Origin of the sequence: Rhizobium sp. T1470 (genome assembly GCF_042140505.1) — a bacterium.
Lineage (GTDB): Bacteria > Pseudomonadota > Alphaproteobacteria > Rhizobiales > Rhizobiaceae > Rhizobium > Rhizobium favelukesii.
Window position 1 is genome coordinate 3,934,897 of the sequence record NZ_CP148091.1, and the last position, 20,516, is coordinate 3,955,412.

Sequence of the window (20,516 nt, forward strand, 5' to 3'; positions counted from 1 at the left end):
TCAAGTCGAGTTGACGTTCCCGCCTGCCGCTAGCGGAGGCAGCTGTCGTGCGCCCAAGCCTTCACGCGCGCAGCCGTCGTGGCGAGGTGATCGCCGACTGAGAAGCCGGAAATCTTCTTGCGCGGCGCAAGATCGTGGTCGCCGTCCTCGAGCCAAAAGACTGATATTGCAGCGGAAAGCGGATAAGTCGCCACCTCTTCGCGCGTGCCGAACTCGTCGCGCGTCCCCTGGCAGACAAGCGTCGGCGTGCGCAGGTTCTTCAGATGCGCCGTGCGCAACTGTTGCGGCTTGCCGGGTGGATGGAAAGGGTAGCCAAGGCACAACAATCCACGGATCGTCCCTTGCTCGTAGAGGTCGTCGGCCACCATGCTCGCCACTCGTCCACCCATGGATTTGCCGCCGATAATCAGCGGCCCGTTGCTCGCGAGCGCCTTTACCGCCTCCAGATATTCGGGGATCAGAGTCTCGGCCTTCGGCGGTGGCTTTCGCGCATCGGACGTCCGGCGGGCAGCCATGTAAGCGAACTCAAAGCGTGCAACGCAGAACCCGACCGCAGCAAGCGCGTCTGCGGCCGCTGTCATGGACTTTGAGTCCATCGGCGCGCCGGTACCGTGGGCAAGCATGATGGTGGCTGGTGGATTGTCCGGGCCGGTGATCAGGAACTTCTCGCTCATTGCGATGTCATAGCGCAATGAGCGAATTTCCACCATATCGGACAGAAAGGGTAGATGCGATCAGTGGAATCTCGGCATGTCTGGAAGAGCCGAGAATTCTTCGCTGATCATTTCGCTCAGGGCGACCAATATTTCTTTGCGGGAGAAGCCCGAACGCTCGAGCTCGTCGATCATTTGCCCGAGATCCAACTCGAGTTGACCACGACAGCACGCCACCCGATCAGCAGAAACGAGGAGAATTTCTTCAAGAATCAGCATCGCTTCGCTCCTATTTACAGAAGCAACCTGCGACCACGCTAAATGTTCCAACGACGCTCCGCCATTTCCCGCTTCGCCAATCGCGGGATTTATGACCGGTACATAGATATTGGCCGCAACGCGTGCAGCAGAGCCTCACCACGGCCGGCCCTTATCCTTGGGAAGCCAGATCTGTACATCGCAAACGGATGATCCTCTCCGTCCGGGGTGACAAACCGGCAGCTAGTGCTGCTCTTCCTCGACCACCTGTGGTTTCGCCTCGCGTTTGACGCCTTTCGCCTTTTCCCGCAGCCACTGGAAAATCACATAGAGAACGGGGATCAGAAAGATGCCGACGAGTGCCGAGGCCAGCATGCCGCCGAAGACGGCGGTGCCGACACCGCGGCGGCTGAGCATGCCAGCCCCCTCGGCAATGACCAAGGGAATGAGGCCGGCAATGAAGGCAAAGCTCGTCATCATCACGGCGCGGAAACGTTCCCGCGCCCCTTCGATCGCCGCTTCCGAAATACCAAGCCCGTGCCTACGCCGCTCCATGGCGAACTCGACGATCAGGATGCCGTTCTTTGCCGCCAACGCGATCAGGACGACGAGGCCAATCTGGGCATAGAGGTTGTTGTCGAGGCCGGCGATCTTGAGGGCAAGCATCGACCCGGCAACGCCTGCGGATACAGAAAGCAACACCGCGATCGGAATGGTCCAGCTCTCATAAAGTCCGACCAGGAATAGATAGGCGAAGAGCACGGCAAGCCCCAGGATGATCGCCGTCTTGCCGCTCGCCTCGATTTCCTGCAGCGCGGTTCCCGTCCATTCGTAACTGTAGCCGGGCGGAAGCGTCTTGGCCGAGACCTCGTCCATGGCCGCAATTGCCTCGCCGGAACTGCGACCTGGTGCCGGTCCGCCGTTGATCGTGGCGCTGGAATAGTTGTTGTAGCGGACGATGAGCTGTGGCCCAAGGATCACCCGCGCCTGCGCAAAGGCCTTGATCGGCACCATCTGGCCTTTGCTGTTGCGCACGTTGATACGGTAGATGTCATCGATCTTCGATCGGTCGGAAGCCTCACCCTGCACCGTCACCTGCCAGGTTCGACCAAACAGGTTGAAGTCGTTCACGTAGGAACTGCCGAGGACCGATTGAAGCACGTTGAAGACGTCGGAGACCTGGATCCCCAGCGTCTGAACCTTCTCGCGATCGATGTCGAGATAGAGCTGCGGTGTATTGGCCGTGTAGGTGGTGTAGACCCTGCTCAGGGCCGGATTCTCGTTCGCCGCAAAAACGAGACCGCGCGCAGCCTGCGCGATTTCCGTCGACGAGCCGCCGCTGAGGCTGAGGAGCTGGTATTCAAAGCCGCTCCCTGTTCCAAGACCGATGATCGGCGGCAGATTGTAGACGATAACGTTGGCTTCCGGGATCGCCTGAAGCTCGGCGCTGAGCTTCGCGATCAGGCCGTTTACCGAAAGCTCAGGCGTGGTGCGCTCCGCAAAGGGCTTCAATGTCATCACCAGCAGGGCGGCGTTCGACTTCACCTGGCCGTCAAGCAAGCTGTAGCCGACGACCGACATAACGCCCTGAATGCCTTCGGTCTTGCGGATCATCTCCTCGACCCGTTTCGCGACGGCATCCGATCGGTTGACCGAAGCGCCATCAGGCAAAACGATTTCGCCGAAGATCGCACCTTGGTCCTCGGAGGGGAGGAAGCCCGTGGGCGTCGTTTTGAACAGCCAGCCGGTGCCGAGGATAAGCACCGCAAGCAGGACCAGCCCAAAAGCCGCCAGACGAACAAAGCGCCGCACGATCGCGGCGTAACCGTCGCGAGCGAGATCGATCCCCTTCAGGACGTAGCGGATCGGACCACGCTTCGGACCGTGGTGGGGCTTCAGGAGAACTGCGCAGAGCGCCGGAGAGAGGCTGAGTGCGTTGATGGCCGAGATGACCATCGACACGGAGACGGCAACAGCGAATTGCCGGAACAGCTCGCCGGAAATGCCGGGGATGAAGGCCACCGGCACGAAGACCGAAAGAAGCACCAGTGTAATGGCGACGATCGGCGCCGTGATGTCGCGCATGGCACGACGGGCCGCCTCTGCGGGCGTAATGCTCGGATCCTTTTCCAGATTCGCTTCAACGGCTTCGACCACGACGATGGCGTCATCGACGACGATGCCGATGGCAAGAACCAGCGCGAGCAACGACACGGTATTGGCGGAAAAGCCCAGCCCCATCATCACTGCAAATGTGCCGATCAACGACACGGGCACGGCAATCAGGGGAATAAGGGTTGCCCGCACGCTCCCCAGGAACAGGTAGACCACGATAACGACGAGGACGAAGGCCTCGATCAGCGTCTTGACGACCTCGTGGATGCTCTCCTCGACAAACTTCGTCGTATCGTAAGTGACCTTGTATTGGACGCCTTCGGGGAAAGACGGCTTGAGCTTCTCGAGGAGCTGATTGATCGCTTCGGCCGTCGCGATGGCGTTGCCACCTGGCGACTGATAGATGCCAAGCACTGCGGCCGGCGTGCCGTCCTGACGACCGAGCTGCTCCGCCGATTTCGAGGTCAGCTCGACGCGGGCCACATCGCGGATGCGGACGAAGGAGCCGTCCAGCTCGGCCCTCAGCACGACGTTTCCGAATTCCTCGGTGGTGGTCAGGCGACCCTTGGTCTGAATGGTGAGTTGGAATTGCTGGTCGGGCAATGCCGGCTGTGCGCCGATGCGGCCGACTGCGGCCTGAATATTCTGGCGCTTCAATGCGTCGACGATATCGTTCGGCGTCATCGAAAAATTCGTCAGGCGATCGGGAGAAACCCAGATGCGCATGCTGTAGTCCGATGGCGTCAGCAGCGAGACATCACCGACGCCCGGAATCCGTTTCAGACCGTCGATGATATTGATCGTCGCATAATTGGAAAGGAAGAGCTGGTCATGGTCACCGCTCGTCGAGGTGAGCGCGATCAACTGCATCAGCGCCGAGGATTTCTTCTTGACGCTGATGCCTTGTGCACGTGCCTCTTGCGGCAGTTGCGCCTCGGCCAGGTTGACGCGGTTCTGCACGTTGACGGTGTTGATGTCGGGATCAGTACCCACCGCGAAACTGACCGTCAGCGTATAGCTTCCGTCATTGCCGCTGGTCGACTTCATGTAGATCATGTTGTCGACGCCAACGACGCGCGATTCGATGGGTTGGGCCACCGATTGCTGCACGGTCTCGGCACTTGCACCCGGATAAGTCACCGTTACCGACACCTGCGGCGGCACGATATCCGGAAACTGTGCGATGGGGATAACCGTCAGCGCCACGAAGCCGGCGATGGTGATGACGAGTGAAATGACGACCGCAAGCCGCGGCCGATCGATAAAAATCGCGGACAACATGGCTTACGACCCCGACTTTGTTTCGACTGGTGCCACAAGCTGGCCCGCACGAACCTTCTGAATTCCTTCAGTAATGACGAGGTCTTCCGCCGTCAGGCCCTTCAAGACCGGGAGCTCGCTCCCTTCGGGTGGGCCTGCTTCGATCCGGCGCGTCTCAACCTTCTTGTCGCTGTTGACGACGAGTACATAGGGGCCCGACTGGTCGAGCTGCACCGCCGCTTGCGGGATGACCAGCATGTTCTGTGGGCTGCCCCCCTCAACTGTCACATTCACCAACTGCCCGTCTATCAGAATGCGGTCGGGATTGGGAAAGGTTGCCCGCACCGGCACCGTGTCGGTTCCCTGATTCACCGTCACATCGACAAAATTGACCTTGCCGGGTTGGTCATACTGCTTGCCGTTGGCAAGCTGCACATGCACGTTGGCAGCGCTCACCTGCTCGCCCAACTTGCCCGAGGTGCCCAATTTTTCGCGCACCTCCAGGATCTCGCGCTGCGAAACTGAAAAGGTGACGTAGATCGGATCCTGGCTGACGATTGTCGCAAGGACGCCGCTGGATGGGCCGACAAAATTTCCGACGGAATACTGCGAGCGACCGATCCGTCCGGTGATTGGCGCGCGAATATCGGTATAGCTGAGGTCCAGATTTGCCTTGTCGAGCGAAGCGTTCAGCTGGACAAGGCTCCCCGTCGCTTCCCGCTGCTTTGCCGTCGCCAGATCCAACTGCGACTTGGGTGCCGCACTCTTCGCAACAAGCGCTGTCTGTCGATCAACCTCGATGTTGGTCAGCGCCAACGCTGATTCCGCCGACTCGATTGCTCCTTTTGCCTGGCCAACGGCGGCCTCATACTGGCCTTTCTCCATGACGAAGAGCAGGTCCCCGGCCTTGACGTCTTGACCCTCCGTAAAGAGACGCTTCTCGAGGAAGCCGTCGACTCGGGCTCGTAGCTCGACCTTGTCGATGGCTTCCACGCGGGCGCTGAACGAAATAGACGGTCGAATGTCCTTGGTGAGCGCCCGCGCAACGGTCACCGCCGGCAAAGGCGCGGCCGGCTTGGCACCTTCCTGGCCGAGTGCGTCCACGCTCGTCGCGAGAGTGAAAACAGCAGTCGCAAGCACGGCGGAGAATTGACTGCCGCAACGTTTCATTGAGCCCCCTCAAACTGCGTCTAACGACCAGCTTAACTTGTCGCACGACCGACAACTGTCAATCAGCGGAGGCGCAGAAATTCTACACCTGGTAGAATTTCTGCGGCATTCTCAATAACATGCGCATGATACCCCGGTGTGCGTCGGTTTGCTATGCCTGCTATCCGTCAGTTCAGCCGCATTCCCTCGGACGAGAAAAGATGCGTCTTGGATAAGTCAGGAACGACTTTTATCGCCTCACCCGGAGCAGGGTGACCCGATCATGCAGCACCATCGCTGCGGTCTGTGATCCGATCGACATGAGGGCATGCGTCTCGGCGCCCGTCGGCTCCACTACCAGAACCGTCGCAGGAATGCCGCCTCTGAAATCGTCAGTGCTCCGGACGGATGCCGTAGGTATGGACATCGACCGGCGTCTCGCATCGCGGCAGTGGCAATGACGCCCTGGTCCAGATGAAACCGCCCATCCCGGAGCCCTTCAAAGAGGTTCATGCCGGCGAGCCGACGAATCTCACGACGAATCTCACGACGAAGGTATTGATTGGCCGATCGTAGAGTTCAAGCGGTCGGCCGATCTGCTCGATCTGCCCAGCATGCATGACGACAATCTTGTCAGCCATCGTCATCGCTTCGAGCTGATCCTGGGTCACATAGACGGTTGTCGTTTTCAGTCGCTGGTGCAGGTCTTTGATCTCTGCACGCATCGTCACCCGCAACTTGGCGTCCAGGTTCGAAAGCGGCTCGTCGAGCAGGAAGACCTTTTGGTGGCGCACGATTGCGCGCCCCATCGCCACGCGTTGCCGTTGCCCCCGGAGAGCAGTTTCGGCAGGCGATCAAGCAGGGGCTGCAGCGCCAGAATGTCCGCAGCCTCTTGGACGCGCCTGCCGCTCGCCACCTTGTCCTGCCCCTGCAGCTTCAAAGCAAAGCCCCTGTATTCGGCAACCGTCAGGGTAGAGCGCGTAGCTCTGGAAACCCATCGCGATATCGCACTCCTTGGAGGTGACGACACGTCCCCTTTCTCCGCCACTGATATCCTCCAGTCCGGCGAGCATGCGCAGCAAGGCCGACTTACCACAGCCGGACGGCCCGACCAATGTGACGAACTCGCCGTCCTCTATATCCACGGAGACGCCGTGGAAACCGGCACGGCGCCCTATTGCTTGCGAAGCCTGTTCAATCGCGACGGATGCCATGTCTTCTCTTCGATCAGAGCTTGAGTTGCCAGACGCGAGCAGCCGCGACGCTGCCTTCGGATGCGTTAAGTGTTGCCGATCGGATAGCGGCAAAGCCTGGGATGCGCTTCGTGCCGCACCAGCGGCCGTTGTCCGCGAACACTTCAATCGAGCCCGCGTCGAGAAAGATGCGAACCTGCTCAGGCTTGGCGCCGGCAGCCAGGTAGCGCGGCGACGGCTTTCCCGTTCCGGTGTCGAAAAGGACCGCCAGCCCATCTTCGTCCTGCCGGACACCAAGACTGATCTCGGGATGGTCGAAACTGAGTTCGAAGGATGCTCCGGCTTGCTTGAGGTCAAGCTGAATCTCGACCGCCCCATCGACCAACTCGACGCTCTTGCCGGTCCGCAACCCGTCGTCATCGAGAAGCTTGTGGCGCAGGCCCTCGACTGCCTCGAGGGGCGGCGTCAGAACCGCGCTTCCATCGAGAAGAATGCGCCGCGGCAGTGTCATGGCCGTTGGAAAATCGACGCTCTTTGAAACGTCCGTCCAATTCGCCAGCCAAGCCAGACCGACAGGTCCGTCATGATCGACAAAGGCCTGAAAGGCATAGGCGTCAGATCCGAAGTCGAGTTCCTGCTCGAACTCCGGTTGGAAATGGCGACCATCGAACCGACCAACGGTGACGGACGACATGTTGCGGCGTCCGGTCGCTGGATCGCGGCTGGTCAGGAGGCCGAAAATGAGAGCCCAGCGCGTCTCGTCGCTTGCGACATCGCCCAGAGGGATCATGCAGGGGCATTCTGCGGCCGTCATGCCAAAGCGATCCTCGCGATGCAGGACGCCGACAAGGTTCCAGCTGCCCGCTGCATCGCGATCACACGTCTCATAAAGGAGGATCACGCCGCCGGATTTGTCGCGGCTGCCGAGCAACATCTTCCAGAGGCCATCCGGCCCCTTGAATACATTGGGATCGCGGAAATCCGGAGTGAGCCCCAGTCCTTCCGGTCGCACCGGCAGAACAACGGAGGGGTTGCCAACAAAAATCCCGTCTGCGCAGATCGCAGAAAGCTGTATCTGCTCCTCCGGCTTCCGATCCCGCACCTGCTCGGTGAAGAAGATGCGGATCTGCTCGCCGTCCTCTGTCGCAACCGGGATGGCCGACCCGGAAAAAGCCCCTCCGCGGCCGTCGTCACGCATCGAGAGTTCGGCTCCAGGAAACAGGAAGACCGGAAGATGCGTCCAGTGAAGGTAGTCATGCGAGACCGCATGCCCCCAATGCATCGTGTTCCAGCGCAGGCTATGCGGGTAATGCTGGTAGAAAAGGTGCGCTTTCCCCTCGAATCGGCCGAAACCATTGGGGTCGTTCATCCAGCCGAAGGGCGGGCGGAAATGATACCCCGAATGGAGTTGCGGCGGCGCATTTGCTGCCGCGTAGTGAAGCACGCGAATGCCCTCCTCAAGCACGCTTACCGGATCGAAGCTGTAGATCACCGAGACGGCCGTGGCCGATGGCTCATAGCTCAGCACGCATTCTCCACCTGCCGACAGAACAACGTGGTGGAATTCGAACTCTTCGGTCTTGGTGGAAACCGCCGCGGCGATCTCGACACCCGCGACGGTCACGGCGACAGTAGCCGTAACGCCCGTGATCCGCGCCTTCAGCCAAACGTGGATCACGTCCCCGGCTTGAAGATCGGCACTCACGTTCTCCCGAGACCCCGAGAAACGTCCTCTTTGAATTGTCATCAATCAACCTTTCACGGCAGAGCCGACGAACGAGCTCACAAACCAGCGCTGGAAAGCGAGGTAGAGAGCGAGAATGGGGATCATCATCAGGACGGAGGCGGCCATGGCGCGGTCCCAATAGATGCTGTCCTGGCCAAAGAAGGTGGCGATGGCGACGGAGATCGGACGCGCATAGTCTGTCTGCGTCACGAGGGTCGGCCAGAGATACTGGTTCCAGCTTTCGATCCCCATGAGGATCGAGACGGTGGCAAGCGCAGGCAGGCTGAGCGGCATATAGATCGAGCGATAGATACGGAAGACTGAAGCCCCATCGATCTCCGCCGCCTCGTAGAGCTCCTTGGGAAGCTGTGCGAAGAACTGGTAGAACAGAAAGATGTAGAGGGGGCTCGCGACCCAGGGAAGAATCTGCACGGCGAAGGTGTCGGTCATGCCGGCGCGCGACACCATCACCACCAGCGGCATGATGATGCTTTCCTGCGGAATTACGTAGAGAGCGACGACCAGCGCAAGCAAGACGGCTTTGCCGCGCAGCGAGCCCCAGGCCAGCACGAAGCCGGCCATGGAATTGACGACGAGGCCGCCGCCGACTGTGACCGCCAGGATCAGCAGCGAGTTGAGAAGGTAGCGGCCGAATGCCAGTTCGCCTGAGAAGTGCGCGACTTCCTTGAAGTTGGCGAGCGTCGGATCAGACACCCAGAAGGCGCGGAAGCTGCCCATATCCGCCAGAATCTGGAAACGATCGTCTTTCAGGCTCGCGATGAGGAGCATGAACAGCGGTGAGATCACCACCAGGGCAATGATAAAGATGCAGACGGCCTGGACGAGGTGGAATGACGCCTTGCTGGAAGCCCAGGGCTTCACGACGGGCGTCGCTTGGCTCATGACGAGATCAGACATCAAAGCGCCTCAAGAGTTTGCGCTGGATCAGCGCGATTACGAGTACGATGACGAACAGGATGACGGAGACGGCGGAAGCATAGCCGAGCTTCTGCTCCTCGAATCCGGCCCGCACCATGTAGTGCACGACGGTTTCGGTGCTTCCTTTTGGTCCACCCTGGGTGAGGATGGCGACCTGCGTATAGAGCTTGAACGCCTGGATGGTCGTAATGACAAGCACGAAGACGTGAGTAGGCCGCAGACCGGGCATCGTGACATGCCAGAAGCGGCGCAGTGCGTTGGCGCCATCGATCTTGGCAGCGTCATAGAGTTCGTCCGGGATCCCCTGGAGACCGGCGAGGTAGACGATCATCTGGAAGCCATAGGCCTGCCACGCGGAAAGCAGCACGATCGAGAACATCGCCCAGTTGGGATCGCCCAGCCAGTCGATCGGCTGGATCCGGCCGCCGGACAGGAAGCCGACGATCTGGTTGAACGGCCCGCTGGGATATTGGAACAAAGTGCCCCAGATGACGCAGACGACAACCATGGAGGTGATCGCAGGCAGGAAGAACATGCCGCGCAGGAGATTGCGACCGGGTATCTTCTGGTGCAGCAGCAGCGCCGTCGCAAATGCGAGGCCGCACTGAACCGGCAGAACCCAGAATGTAAAGCGCGACACGTTCCACAAGGCCGTCCAGAACAGCGGATCGTTGAAGATGCGCTGGAAGTTCAACAACCCGACGAAGCGCACCGGCGTCGGCCGCGGCACCAGCGGCTGGTTCGTCATGGACGTCCAGAATGACAGAAGGAACGGCGCGATCAGGAAGAAGGCGAGAAGTAGGACGGCGGGGGCGATCATCAGGGCCTCCTGCGCCAGCCGACGCCGATCGCGTCGGCTGGCCGAGCGCAGTCGCCCGGCAGCGGGCGATTGTTGCAAAGTCATGATCTCCTCCTCCTGAAGATTGGGGGCATCCAACGGGGTTGCCGCCAGGCTGCCTTACTGGCACGGCCTGGCGGCAAAAGTCTCACTGCTGCGCATCAAACGGCGGGTAGCCGGCGTTATCCTCGATGTCCTCATCGATCTTCTTTGCGGCTTCCGACAACGCTTCCTTGGCGTCACCACCATTAAAGATCTTGTCGACGGCCTGCATGAAGGCCGAGGTAATCGTCGGATAGGCCGGATGCGGCGGGCGAGCGACGGCCGTCTTCGACGCCTGTTCGAAGGCAACGGCCATCGGGCCACCCGCAGCATAGACCGGCGAATCGGCGGCAAAGCTCTTCAGTCCGGGGAAGCCGGAATTCTCCTTGGCGAACTCGCGGTACGCCTTGTCCTTCAGAAGGAAGCTCAGGAATTTGCCGGCAACGTCGGGATGCTCGGACGACTTCGTGATACCCCAGATCCAGGTCCCGTTAGGGCTGACACCTTTGGTGCCGAGCTTCGGCAGCGGCATAACGACGATATCGTCCTTCATCGCCGCGGCTGCCTCCGCATAGAACCAATGGCCGCCGAGTGCCAATGCAGCCGGCTTGCCGTCGGCATAGAACTGGTTTGTGCCCGAAGAGCCCGGAACGACCCAACCGTTCTTCACCCACGTTTGCATCAACGTCAGCGCATTGACACAGGCCTCGCCGTCCAGCGTTCCCGTTGCCTTCCACGATGTCCGGTCGATCAGGTCACAGCCGGCAGACGCGAGAAGTGGTCCGTAAGCGTAGGTGATCCACTCCGTCTTGATGCCATAGCCGCGGAACGTATCGATGGGCCATTTGACACCGTCGAGCTTGGAGAGCTTTTCCAGGTAGCCTTCGAATTCCTCGCGCGTCCAGGCGTCGTCGACGGATTTCGGAATGCGTGCGCCGATCGCCTCCAGGTATTTTTTGTTGCCGTAGAGCACGACCGAGGAGTCGGTGAGACCGACAGCATAGAGGTCATTGTCGATCGGATAGGTACCCTGTGCAACATTCGAAGGCGTCATGTCGTCGATGACATCCTTCTCGATCAATGGCTTGATCGGCTGCAGGTATCCCGACCAAACGTAGTTGGCGAGAAACGGTGCATCGAGTTCCATGATGTCGGGCAACTGCTTGGCCATCACGGCCGCGCTGAACTTTTCGTTGTAGGCATCATGCGGCGCATAGATGAGTTCGACGTCAACATCGGGATTGGCTTCTTCGAAGCGCTTGGCAACGTCGCCGTAGGTCTTGACCCAACCCAGATCACCCTGATGCATCATGTGAATGACCGTCTTAGCCTGCGCCAGGCCGGCGGTTACGGCAAGGGACGTCGAGACCAGAAGCGCCGAAAGTAAACGTTTACCCATTTTATTTCTCCTCCTTTGGATCGTCATGCTGCTGTTGATTTTCAGATGGAAGACCGAGAGATGAGCTGGAATGGAAGCCTTCGCGTTTGCGGAGGAACCGTCTCCTCGCCCAGCAGTATCTCTGCGGCAAGCCGGCCCATGGCGCGATGCGGCAGAGCCATCGTTGTCAGCGGTGGATCGAGCCTTGTGGCGATCTCGACCTGATTGTCGAAACTGCCGACCGCGACGTCGTCGGGAATGCGCGCTCCCACGCGCCTTAGCGCCGAATACACCTCCATGGCGACACGATCGTTGCCACAGAGAATGGCATCGGGACGCTCGCTCGCGTTCATGAGGCCGTCGATATGCGTTCCGACCAGACTGGGCGCTCGGTCACTGTAGATCGGACGGCGGACAGCAGGCACAACGCCGGTCGGCGCAAAGCCTGCTTCATGGAGCGCCTTTCGAAAGCCGCGCTCACGCAATTCCCCGGCGAGAAGGCCCGGAAGATTGATGAAGGCAATGCGGCGACGCCCGGCGGCGAGCAGGTGACGAGTGATCTCGAAGGCAGCACTCTCTTCGTCAGGCACCAGCGAGGTTACCCGACCGTTGGCTTCGCTGCAGTTGATCATGATGCCGACATTTCCGACCAACGCTTCAGGCAAGGCGACGGTCTTGTGGTACATCGCCGCATAGGCGATGGCGCGAGGACGAAAGCGGCGCACCTCCTCCAGAACCGACGCGACGTCGCGGGTGCCGTTGAGGTTCATCGCAAAGGCGGCCATCTCCGCCGTCCGTGCGGCACCATCGAGGCCGCGGATGATCTCCGTCGCAAAGGGTGAGGTGATAAGCTCGTCGGCTACGACGCCGATCAGCGGCAACCAACCCTGCCGCACGCCTCTGGCAGCGAGGTTGGTGACGTAGCCGAGTTCCTCGGCAATCTGCTTGATCCTCGAGCGCGTCTCTTCCGACATACGGGCGGATCCGCCATGCAGCGCGCCGGAGACGGTCTTGATCGAGACCCCCGCCCGCTCCGCTATATCTGAAAGCGACGCCGCCAAGTCTTCCTCCCTTGGGTTATCGTTTACCCAATAAGATAACGCGATGTGCTTTGCAAGCGCGAAGGAGATTTCGACTTGTGCAATCTGGTCAAGCTCGTCTGTTTCCATATGAGAGGCCTTGCGCCGCAAATGCAGAATCGCCCCTTACGGGAGATCAAACAACTATTCTGCAACCCCCTGAATTAGCAGATCTAGTATATACTGAAACCGCGGATAAAACTGAGCGACAGGAACAGTCTGAGGACGCCTGCAATGCAAAGTTCCCGAGCGAGCAGGGATGGGGCTGCCAATCCCACAGTCAATGAAATACGTGATCAAATCGAGCGCATCCTCTCCAGTGGCGAGTTTCACGCACCCGACCGGGGCCGGCGATTTCTCGAATTCATTGTGGAGGGGACCCTTTCGGGCCGTGCAGACTACCTGAAGGCCTACACGATTGCGCAAGAGGTATTCGCGAGAGACACGTCCTTCGACGCCCAAAACGATCCGGTTGTGCGGATCGAGGCAGGCCGGATCCGCTGGGCGCTCGAACGCTACTACTTGGTTGCCGGCCACGCCGACAGCATCGTTGTTACGATACCAAAAGGCGGGTATGTGCCATCCTTCGGCTATGCCGAAGGTGCCTGCGACCCCACCGCTCAAGTGGTATCGGCCCCGAGCACGCCTCCTGAACGGGATCCGCCAGAACCGGCGCCGGCACCTATGCGATCCCCTCCTACACGCTACCGACGCTGGATCTGGTATGCCATAGCCGTGTCTGCGGCAATTGTTGGGATCATAGACTTCCTTGAGGCGCCGCGGCTTTCCATTGCCGCTCCACCGCCCCTGTCCTCATCTGCTTTTTCAAGCGACGGCGCTCAGCCCAGGATCATCGTCGAGCCGTTCCAGAACGTTCCTGGCAACGCTGCCTCGGCAGACATCGCACAAGGGCTGACTGACGTTGTCGGGCAACTCACGAAGTTCAGGGAGATCGTCGTGATTGCCCCCCGAACACGGCAGGGATCCCAGGCGGAAGGGCCATGGTTTGCACTGCAGGGAAGCGTTCGGCTCGAAGCGGATAAAATGCGGCTGATCGCGCGGTTGATCCGCCACGCGGACGGTGCCGTCATCTGGGCAGACGATTATGATGCGGACCTGCGCGAGCGTAACCTGCTTGAGGTGGAGACCGACGTTGCGCAACGCATTGCCACGACCATTGCCCAACCATACGGTATCACCTTTCAGCCTTATGCCAGCAAGGTCGTCAAGCCGGACAGCGGCGATTGGGAAGCTTATTCATGTGCGCTGTCGTACTATGCATATCGAGCCGAGCTCGATCCGCGGATGCATGCGGCGGTAAGAGATTGTCTGAAGGAGGCAATCAGACGGCTTCCAACTAATTCTACGTATTGGGCTTTGCTATCGCTGATCTATCTCGACGAGGTGAGGTTCCAATACCAGCCCAGAGCCCAGTCGTCGCCACGGCCACTGGAGCTCGCGGCGGACGCAGCCAAACGCGCGGTGGATCTTGACCCCCGGAACGCACGCGCATTGCAGGCGCTGATGCTCGCCAGCTTCTTCAACAACGACTTGGACGCTGCACTGCGAGCGGGAGCTGCCGCCTACGCAATCAATCCCAATGATACGGAGGTTGCGGGCGAATATGGCTTCCGTCTCGCGATGTCCGGAAAGTGGGACACCGGCTGCGAATTGATCTCCGGCGCGATCAGCAGAAATCCCGGCCCTAGAGGATACTACGAGGGCGGTATGGCGTTATGTGCCTATATGAGGGGAGACAATCAGGCAGCTGAGCTTTGGGCCCGCATGGCCGATTTGAAAAACAATCCCATGCACCATCTCGTTCTGCTGGCCATCCTCGGCGCGTCAGGCAAGCTTGATGAAGCGCGCAGCGAGCAGGACTGGCTCCGGATGAATGCCCCGGTGCTTATGGAAAACATCCGCAAGGAAGTGGCGCTACGTCTCCATCGTCCGCAAGACCAGAAGCACTTCCTTGACGGCTTGCGGGCCTCCGGCGTCGCGATCCCTCCTGACGATGGCATGATCGGCAGCCGGTAGTTCGCGACGTAGCATACCGTATGCTACCCCATCCGACGCGTATTTACTGCCTTAACGCCCGTACGCACCTCATCCTTTGGAAAACTTTGGAGGACATGGCGATGACTGCAAGCGAGACGACCCCTCAGTCGATGACCAGTGCCGAAGATCTGCGCAAGCGTGCAATTGAACTTCAGCTCGCGGAGATGGGACGCGACGAAAAGATAAAGGCCCGCGAGGCGACGAAACATGCAGAGTTCGTCGAGGATTTTTCCAGAAGCATATCGGTGAGACAGAACGCACAGTCATCAAACGCGTTGTGACGAAGGCGGCTGCGGACGGGAAATACGAAGCGATGGTCTACAGCTTCCCGTCCAACCTCTGCTCGGACAGCGGTCGCGGCATCAACAACAACCTGCCCGGCTAGCAAAATAGCCTACAGGGCAAGGCAAAGGAACACTACGATCTATTTGAAACGGTCGCGAAGCCCCAGGGTTACGGCCTGAGAGCGGCGATTATCAATTTCCCGGGCGGCATCCCCGGCGACGTCGGCTTCTTCTTGACCTGGGAGCCGCCCGTCGAATAGATCGGACGCGAAGGCGCCTGATCGGATAGACACCCAGTACGCCCGGCAGGATTGCGCGACGCGTCCGCACGGGCAAACAAGCTCCTGCGGCCTGTCGGCAGGAAAAGTCGCTGACGAACAACGATGCTCGAGTCTCTAAAGGCCAAGCGTTCCCGCGACGCATCCGCGTGTTCTGCGAATGGCTTGGGCTAGTCGCGCACGATCGTCCAGTTATCGTCCGGCTTAAATTCCTTCTTCTGCTGATTGGCCTCCTGTTCGTGACGGGCTGTGCCTGGGCGCGCTTTTCCGACGCGAAACCGCTCAATGCAGGTATAACAATGACTTGCCTCGGCCTTGTGCTGGTCGGCATTGCAATCGCTCTTGGGGGTTAGGTATGGAACATCGCCCGCCATCGTCCGCGACGGAAACCACGACGCCATCGGACTGGGGATTTCCCCTGCGACTGCATCTTAGCGTCATCATTGTCGGGCTATTGGCCTGCACGGCGCTGCCGCTCGTGTGGATGGCATATACCCAAGGCAAGGTGACTGCCCTTTCTGCCGGCGAAGCCCAGATGCGGCAGCTCGGCCTGCGCAGCATCGAGGACTACCGCAATGTCTTCAGCCGCGCCTACGCCGCGATCGAGACGACCTCTGCGGTCCCGCAAATGCTTACGCCGCCTCCCCAGGACCTGCTGGCGAAGCACAATCTCCTGCTGCGGCTACTGAAGTCGTCTTTCCGCATCGACGGAATCTATGCCGGTTATGCCGATGGGACCTATGTACAAGCCATCAGCATTGGCACAAATCCCGCCTGGCGCGACACCTTGAACGCCCCTTCCGGAGCCGCATTCGCCGTTCGCACGATCACCAAGGTCATCGGCATTCCAGTGACGACGTGGACCTTCTTCGATAAGGACGCTCGCCCTCTCGCTCGGCGTGCCGACCGCGACGATGTCTTCGATCCACGCTTTCGGCCTTGGTACAAGGCTGCGCTCTCCGAGGGACGGACGACCTCGGTCGGCCCCTACATCTCAGCCGCGACCAACTACCTCACCCTGACGTTCGCTACGCCCACCGTCGGGCAGGATCGAGTCGTGATCGGCGTCGATGTGATGCTTGTGAGCCTGGGGGAGGTTGTCGATATCGGCACGGTCTCGAAACAGGCGCATGGCTATGTGTTCGACAACACAGGCCGCCTGATCGTACACTCCGACCCGGCAGTCATGACGAAACTGCGCGATCGCATCCGCCGTGGGATGGTGCTGTCGGCCGCAGACGCGGTAGACGCAGATTCCGCCATTCCAGCGGTCACGAACTTGGCACAAGACAGTCGCGTGCCGGATGGCGAGGTCGTCCACTTTGCGGTGAATGGCCGCGAGTACCTCGCTCAAACCTTCCATGCGGAAATAGCCGGTTTGCTGAAAGACTATACGGTCATCATCGCCGCACCACTCGACGAGCTCATCGGGCCTGTCGAGCGCACGCTGAGGCGCAACCTTGCCGCCGCCGCTGCCTTCCTGGCAGCAGGCGCGATTGCCGCGATCATCATCTCCCGATTGATCAGCCGGTCGCTCTATGCATTGGCCGACGAGGCAAGGCAATTGGGCAATCTGGAATTCAAGCAGAGCCGCGTCTCACGCTCCTGGATATCCGAGGTCAACGCGCTCGCGAAGGCGCTGGGCTCGGCCCGCGATGCCATCCGGACGTTCTCGCTCTACGTGCCGCGCGAACTCGTGCGCCGGATCGTCATCGCCGGCCAGTCCGCCATAGGCTCTGCCTCCAGGCAGGAGATCACCGTTCTCTTCACCGACATCCGCGAGTTCACGACCATTTCCGAGCGGCATTCCCCCGAAGAGGTCGTCGCCCTGCTCTCCACCTATTTCGAAACCCTCAACATGATCGTCGAGCGCCACGGCGGCACCATCGTCCAATACATCGGAGACTCCATTTTTGCGATGTGGAACGCACCCGTTCACGACGAGCGACATGTCGAAAACGCCTGCCGCTGTGCCTTGTCGGTGAAGGCGGCCGTCGATGCGATGAACGCGGCTAATAATGCCGCCGGTCGCCCCGAACTCATCACCCGCTTCGGCCTTCACACCGGCCCGGCCGTTGTGGGGAGCGTCGGCGCCGAGAGCCGCCGCCAATATACCGCCATCGGAGACACGGTAAACATCGCCTCGCGGCTAGAGGGCCTGAACCGTGACTATGGAACTTCGATCCTGGTGAGCAGCGCGATCCGCGACGCGGTTGAAGAGAGCTTCAATTTCATCTCCATCGGAACGGTCAGCGTCAGAGGTCGAACAGGGCAGACGGAGCTTTACGAGCTTCGGGGGTGACATGCCTCTATTGCCCGTCGAAGCCCTGTGTCGGAGGCACCGGAAAATCCTGGAATCCGCTTCGACTTCTTCGGGAACACGACGACATGCGCGGCTTTATGGAAAAGCCTCGATGGCGAGGACGTCGCCGCGATGGTGCCCGATCGGTCGCTGAGTGCTGTTGTGCCTAAGAAGCCCGGCTTGTGCGGGCTGTTTGTTCGTTTCGGGGGCCGAATTTGAACGGTTCGTCGGGTCATTGGTTCACTGGATCAATGCCCTTTTCCTCCTCACCCCTCAGCTATGGTCCGCACGACGGATGCGCTAGGATCGCCAGCACATCTGGGTCTGGTTATTTTGGTTACTTGGGAAGATTTGGTTGCGGGGGCTTGATTGCACAGAGGCTTGCAAAATCTGGAACCGCTTGTCGAGCCGTGGCCCTCGGCGTCCGCGCCGAACTCCCCGCGCGCCTTGGCATTGGCGAACCGCCACGCGATGCCCCCAGCGCCTGCAATAGTCGTTGAGCGCTTGCCTTGCATCCTGTCTGTTCGTGGCGAGACTAGGCACTTGCGATAGACGCTTGGCAGCGAGACGAAGCAGCTCTTTCGCGGCGCCGGCGGTGCCGTTAAGATGCCCCTGCCATAGTGCCGGGGCGATGCTCTGGTTCACGCATTCAGGGATTCAGAATGCCGCAGCACCCGCATCGTCTATTCGGACGACATCTCTGCCGGTAAGGTGTAATATCGGGCTTGGTCCAGTTCGGCTTCCGGTATGCCACTGCAGGCCGTGGAGTCGATGAATAGCGTCTTTCCGGGGGGAAGAGCCGTGGATTCAACCCAGCCTGCAGCTGTCGTCGCCGGCCGCAATCCGTTGCGCCGAACGGCGCTTATCATAGTGCTCTTGGCGCTCGTCCTGTTTGTGCTGTCCGTCTTCATGGAGCGGCGTACACCCTCCACGTCGCAGGCGCAGGTTCAGGCCTATGTCGTGGGGATAGCGCCTGAGGTGACGGGCCGTGTCATAGAGGTCAATGTCGACGACAACTCGCTGGCCGAAGCCGATCAGGTGCTTTTCCGCATCGATCCCAGCACCTATCAAATTGCTGTCGCCCAAGCGGAGGCCAATCTGGCGCTTGTGGGTCAGACCCTCGGCGCTTCCACTGCGACGGTGGACGCCGCCCAGGCCAAGCTGGTGGAAATGGAGGCGGATCGGGACAACCTGCGTGACCAGTACGCGCGGGCTACTGAACTGGTCAAGCGGGGCGTGTTCTCCAAGGCAAGATATGACACGGCAAAATCCGCTTACGAGCAGGCGGAGGCCGCGGTGACCGGTGCGGAGGCCGATCTCGCCAAGGCCAAGGAAGAGCTCGGCCCGACAGGCAACGACAACCCACAGCTCCGGGAAGCGCTTGCGGCGCTGGAGGCTGCCCAGCTGGACTTGGTTCGAACGACCATTCACGCGCCATCGGCCGGCGTCGTCACCAACCTGCAGCTTTCCATCGGCAAGGTCGTGAGCGTCGGCCAGCCGGCCATGACATTTATCGATGTCGGGACGATCTGGATTGCCGCCGCCTTCAAGGAGAACAGCCTGGAGAATGTCGCCGTCGGCAATCGGGCCGAGCTGCTCTTCGATGCGCTCCCTGGAAGGCTCTTTCCTGCCAAGGTCGAAAGCATCGGCCTCGGCGTGTCTCAGCAGGGCGGCGGCGGAACTGACCCGAACACCGGCCTGCCGACGATCCGGACCGACACCGGCTGGGTCCAGGAGGCACAGCGCTTTCCGGTTCGCCTGGTCATGGACGCAGAACGGCCAAAGGGCGTGCGATATGGCTCGCAGGCGACCGTCGTCATCTACACCGGCGATCATCCGGTCACCAATGCCTGGGGCTGGCTGCGGATCCGCATCATATCGGTGCTGACCTATGTGGGATGACCGCGACGATCCGTCTGCCGAGCAGCGTCGAAAGGGACTGCGGGTGGCGTTTGCGGTCTCCTTGGGATTTACTTCCGCTGTGTCGCTCGGTGCCATCGTGCCGTTCCTCGTGCCTATTTTTGCCGCGCAGTTCCTGTTGGGTAGCTCCGGTCCGCTGCCGCTAGGCAAGACATTGGGCGCCGCGTTGCTGATCCTGTTCACGGGGATCGGCATGATGGTCTTGACGAATCTGTTCGGCGATCGCCCTTCGACGTTCCTGATCCTGCTGGCGCTGATCTACTTCTTCTGTTTCGCGGCCCAGGCGGCGGGCACCGGGGGGCCCGCGATCTTTCTTGTGCAGGTCGTCGCAATTATGGTTCCATTGATCGGAATCCTGAACAAGGACCTTGCGAATTCAATCCTGTCGATCCTTGTGACCGGCATCCTCGGCGGCACGCTTCTGATGTGGCTTGCCCATGCGGTGATCCCGGAGCCCCATACGACGCGCATCGCGGCGGCTTCTTCGGCAACAGTCAGACCTCCTTCCTATCTGCGAGCTCTGGCGAACACGGCAATACTGCTGGGGGCGGTCGCGGTCTGCCTGATCAACGATCAACTGTCTGCAGCGCTCGTCATCCCCATCACCGTCGCCTCGCTGCTCGGCCAGTTCGATGCCGCTGCGAGCAGCCGAATGGCACTCGGGCTTGTGATCATCAACCTGTCAGGAGGGATACTGGCATCCATCGCCTACACCATCCTCACTCTGCGCCCAAGCCTGTTGTCGATCTTTCTCATCGTCCTCGTGGTGACGCTGATCCTGGGCGGGCGCGCTGCGGGCCGGTTGAAAGATGCCAAGATGTACGCCGGCGCTCTCACGACGTTCCTGATCCTGTTCGGGCTCGGCGTGTCGCCGGTGCCCGGCGGCGCCGCTGAATCCTTCGCGACCCGCATTGTCTACGTCGGCGCGGCGCTGATCTACACGGTGCTGATGGCGGTAATCTTCTGGCCGCAATCGGAAACACGAGAAAGTCATGCCAAATGACGCGCCTGGCCTCTTCAAAGGTTCCATTTGAGGGTGAGCCG

Annotated in this window: 13 protein-coding genes and 3 pseudogenes; 6 read left to right on the plus strand and 10 right to left on the minus strand. The window is 60.4% G+C overall.

Features of this window, described 5'->3' with window-relative positions:
- Positions 1-29: 29 nt before the first annotated feature.
- From WGT02_RS19745 to WGT02_RS19790, 10 genes and pseudogenes are all read right to left on the minus strand, one after another.
- Positions 30-674, minus strand: coding sequence for an alpha/beta family hydrolase (locus WGT02_RS19745; RefSeq protein ID WP_208249620.1), 645 nt, complete (start codon positions 672-674; stop codon positions 30-32).
- 60 nt (positions 675-734) lie between these two features.
- Positions 735-932: a hypothetical protein gene (locus WGT02_RS19750; RefSeq protein ID WP_007794020.1), complete on the minus strand. Its 198-nt coding sequence runs from the start codon at positions 930-932 to the stop codon at positions 735-737.
- A 222-nt stretch (positions 933-1,154) separates the two neighbouring features.
- Complete coding sequence (locus WGT02_RS19755) at positions 1,155-4,307, minus strand: efflux RND transporter permease subunit (RefSeq protein WP_208249619.1); 3,153 nt, start codon at positions 4,305-4,307, stop codon at positions 1,155-1,157.
- A gap of 3 nt (positions 4,308-4,310) precedes the next feature.
- Positions 4,311-5,456, minus strand: a complete 1,146-nt coding sequence (locus WGT02_RS19760) for an efflux RND transporter periplasmic adaptor subunit (protein WP_024314962.1) — start codon at positions 5,454-5,456, stop codon at positions 4,311-4,313.
- A gap of 167 nt (positions 5,457-5,623) precedes the next feature.
- Positions 5,624-6,649 (minus strand): annotated as a pseudogene (locus WGT02_RS19765) (ABC transporter ATP-binding protein).
- 13 nt (positions 6,650-6,662) lie between these two features.
- The gene (locus WGT02_RS19770) at positions 6,663-8,375 is read right to left on the minus strand and encodes a GH32 C-terminal domain-containing protein (protein WP_208249618.1); all 1,713 of its coding nucleotides are present in this window, start codon (positions 8,373-8,375) and stop codon (positions 6,663-6,665) included.
- A 3-nt stretch (positions 8,376-8,378) separates the two neighbouring features.
- Positions 8,379-9,272: a carbohydrate ABC transporter permease gene (locus WGT02_RS19775; RefSeq protein ID WP_024314966.1), complete on the minus strand. Its 894-nt coding sequence runs from the start codon at positions 9,270-9,272 to the stop codon at positions 8,379-8,381.
- Positions 9,265-10,197, minus strand: coding sequence for a carbohydrate ABC transporter permease (locus WGT02_RS19780; protein WP_024314967.1), 933 nt, complete (start codon positions 10,195-10,197; stop codon positions 9,265-9,267). The genes WGT02_RS19775 and WGT02_RS19780 overlap by 8 nt, the downstream gene beginning before the upstream one ends.
- Before the next feature lie 82 nt (positions 10,198-10,279).
- On the minus strand, positions 10,280-11,572 hold the full coding sequence (locus WGT02_RS19785; protein ID WP_208249616.1) for a sugar ABC transporter substrate-binding protein: 1,293 nt from the start codon (positions 11,570-11,572) through the stop codon (positions 10,280-10,282).
- Positions 11,573-11,613: 41 nt separating this feature from the next.
- Positions 11,614-12,612, minus strand: coding sequence for a LacI family DNA-binding transcriptional regulator (locus tag WGT02_RS19790; RefSeq protein WP_208250553.1), 999 nt, complete (start codon positions 12,610-12,612; stop codon positions 11,614-11,616).
- 252 nt (positions 12,613-12,864) lie between these two features.
- Here WGT02_RS19790 and WGT02_RS19795 point away from each other — a divergent pair, with 252 nt between their 5' ends.
- From WGT02_RS19795 to WGT02_RS19820, 6 genes and pseudogenes are all read left to right on the plus strand, one after another.
- Positions 12,865-14,667 carry a membrane protein gene (locus WGT02_RS19795; protein ID WP_024314970.1) on the plus strand — a complete coding sequence of 601 codons (1,803 nt, stop codon included), beginning with the start codon at positions 12,865-12,867 and terminating at the stop codon, positions 14,665-14,667.
- A 101-nt stretch (positions 14,668-14,768) separates the two neighbouring features.
- Positions 14,769-15,232: pseudogene (locus WGT02_RS19800) on the plus strand (hypothetical protein).
- 233 nt (positions 15,233-15,465) lie between these two features.
- Positions 15,466-15,603 (plus strand): annotated as a pseudogene (locus WGT02_RS19805) (VIT family protein); the annotation flags it as partial.
- 2 nt (positions 15,604-15,605) lie between these two features.
- Positions 15,606-17,552, plus strand: coding sequence for an adenylate/guanylate cyclase domain-containing protein (locus WGT02_RS19810; protein ID WP_208249614.1), 1,947 nt, complete (start codon positions 15,606-15,608; stop codon positions 17,550-17,552).
- A gap of 801 nt (positions 17,553-18,353) precedes the next feature.
- Positions 18,354-19,454 carry an HlyD family secretion protein gene (locus WGT02_RS19815; RefSeq protein ID WP_024314974.1) on the plus strand — a complete coding sequence of 367 codons (1,101 nt, stop codon included), beginning with the start codon at positions 18,354-18,356 and terminating at the stop codon, positions 19,452-19,454.
- Positions 19,444-20,475, plus strand: a complete 1,032-nt coding sequence (locus WGT02_RS19820) for a DUF2955 domain-containing protein (protein WP_024314975.1) — start codon at positions 19,444-19,446, stop codon at positions 20,473-20,475. Before WGT02_RS19815 ends, WGT02_RS19820 begins: the two co-directional genes overlap by 11 nt.
- Positions 20,476-20,516: the final 41 nt, after the last annotated feature.

What these genes read in the sequence shown, in the direction of transcription:
- WGT02_RS19775 (WP_024314966.1), bottom strand. Translation starts at nt 9,272, where the DNA reads ATGTCTGATCTCGTCATGAGCCAAGCGACGCCCGTCGTGAAGCCCTGG.
- WGT02_RS19760 (WP_024314962.1), bottom strand. Translation starts at nt 5,456, where the DNA reads ATGAAACGTTGCGGCAGTCAATTCTCCGCCGTGCTTGCGACTGCTGTT.
- WGT02_RS19755 (WP_208249619.1), bottom strand. Translation starts at nt 4,307, where the DNA reads ATGTTGTCCGCGATTTTTATCGATCGGCCGCGGCTTGCGGTCGTCATT.
- WGT02_RS19795 (WP_024314970.1), top strand. Translation starts at nt 12,865, where the DNA reads ATGCAAAGTTCCCGAGCGAGCAGGGATGGGGCTGCCAATCCCACAGTC.
- WGT02_RS19780 (WP_024314967.1), bottom strand. Translation starts at nt 10,197, where the DNA reads ATGACTTTGCAACAATCGCCCGCTGCCGGGCGACTGCGCTCGGCCAGC.
- WGT02_RS19820 (WP_024314975.1), top strand. Translation starts at nt 19,444, where the DNA reads ATGTGGGATGACCGCGACGATCCGTCTGCCGAGCAGCGTCGAAAGGGA.
- WGT02_RS19810 (WP_208249614.1), top strand. Translation starts at nt 15,606, where the DNA reads ATGGAACATCGCCCGCCATCGTCCGCGACGGAAACCACGACGCCATCG.
- WGT02_RS19785 (WP_208249616.1), bottom strand. Translation starts at nt 11,572, where the DNA reads ATGGGTAAACGTTTACTTTCGGCGCTTCTGGTCTCGACGTCCCTTGCC.
- WGT02_RS19770 (WP_208249618.1), bottom strand. Translation starts at nt 8,375, where the DNA reads ATGACAATTCAAAGAGGACGTTTCTCGGGGTCTCGGGAGAACGTGAGT.
- WGT02_RS19750 (WP_007794020.1), bottom strand. Translation starts at nt 932, where the DNA reads ATGCTGATTCTTGAAGAAATTCTCCTCGTTTCTGCTGATCGGGTGGCG.
- WGT02_RS19745 (WP_208249620.1), bottom strand. Translation starts at nt 674, where the DNA reads ATGAGCGAGAAGTTCCTGATCACCGGCCCGGACAATCCACCAGCCACC.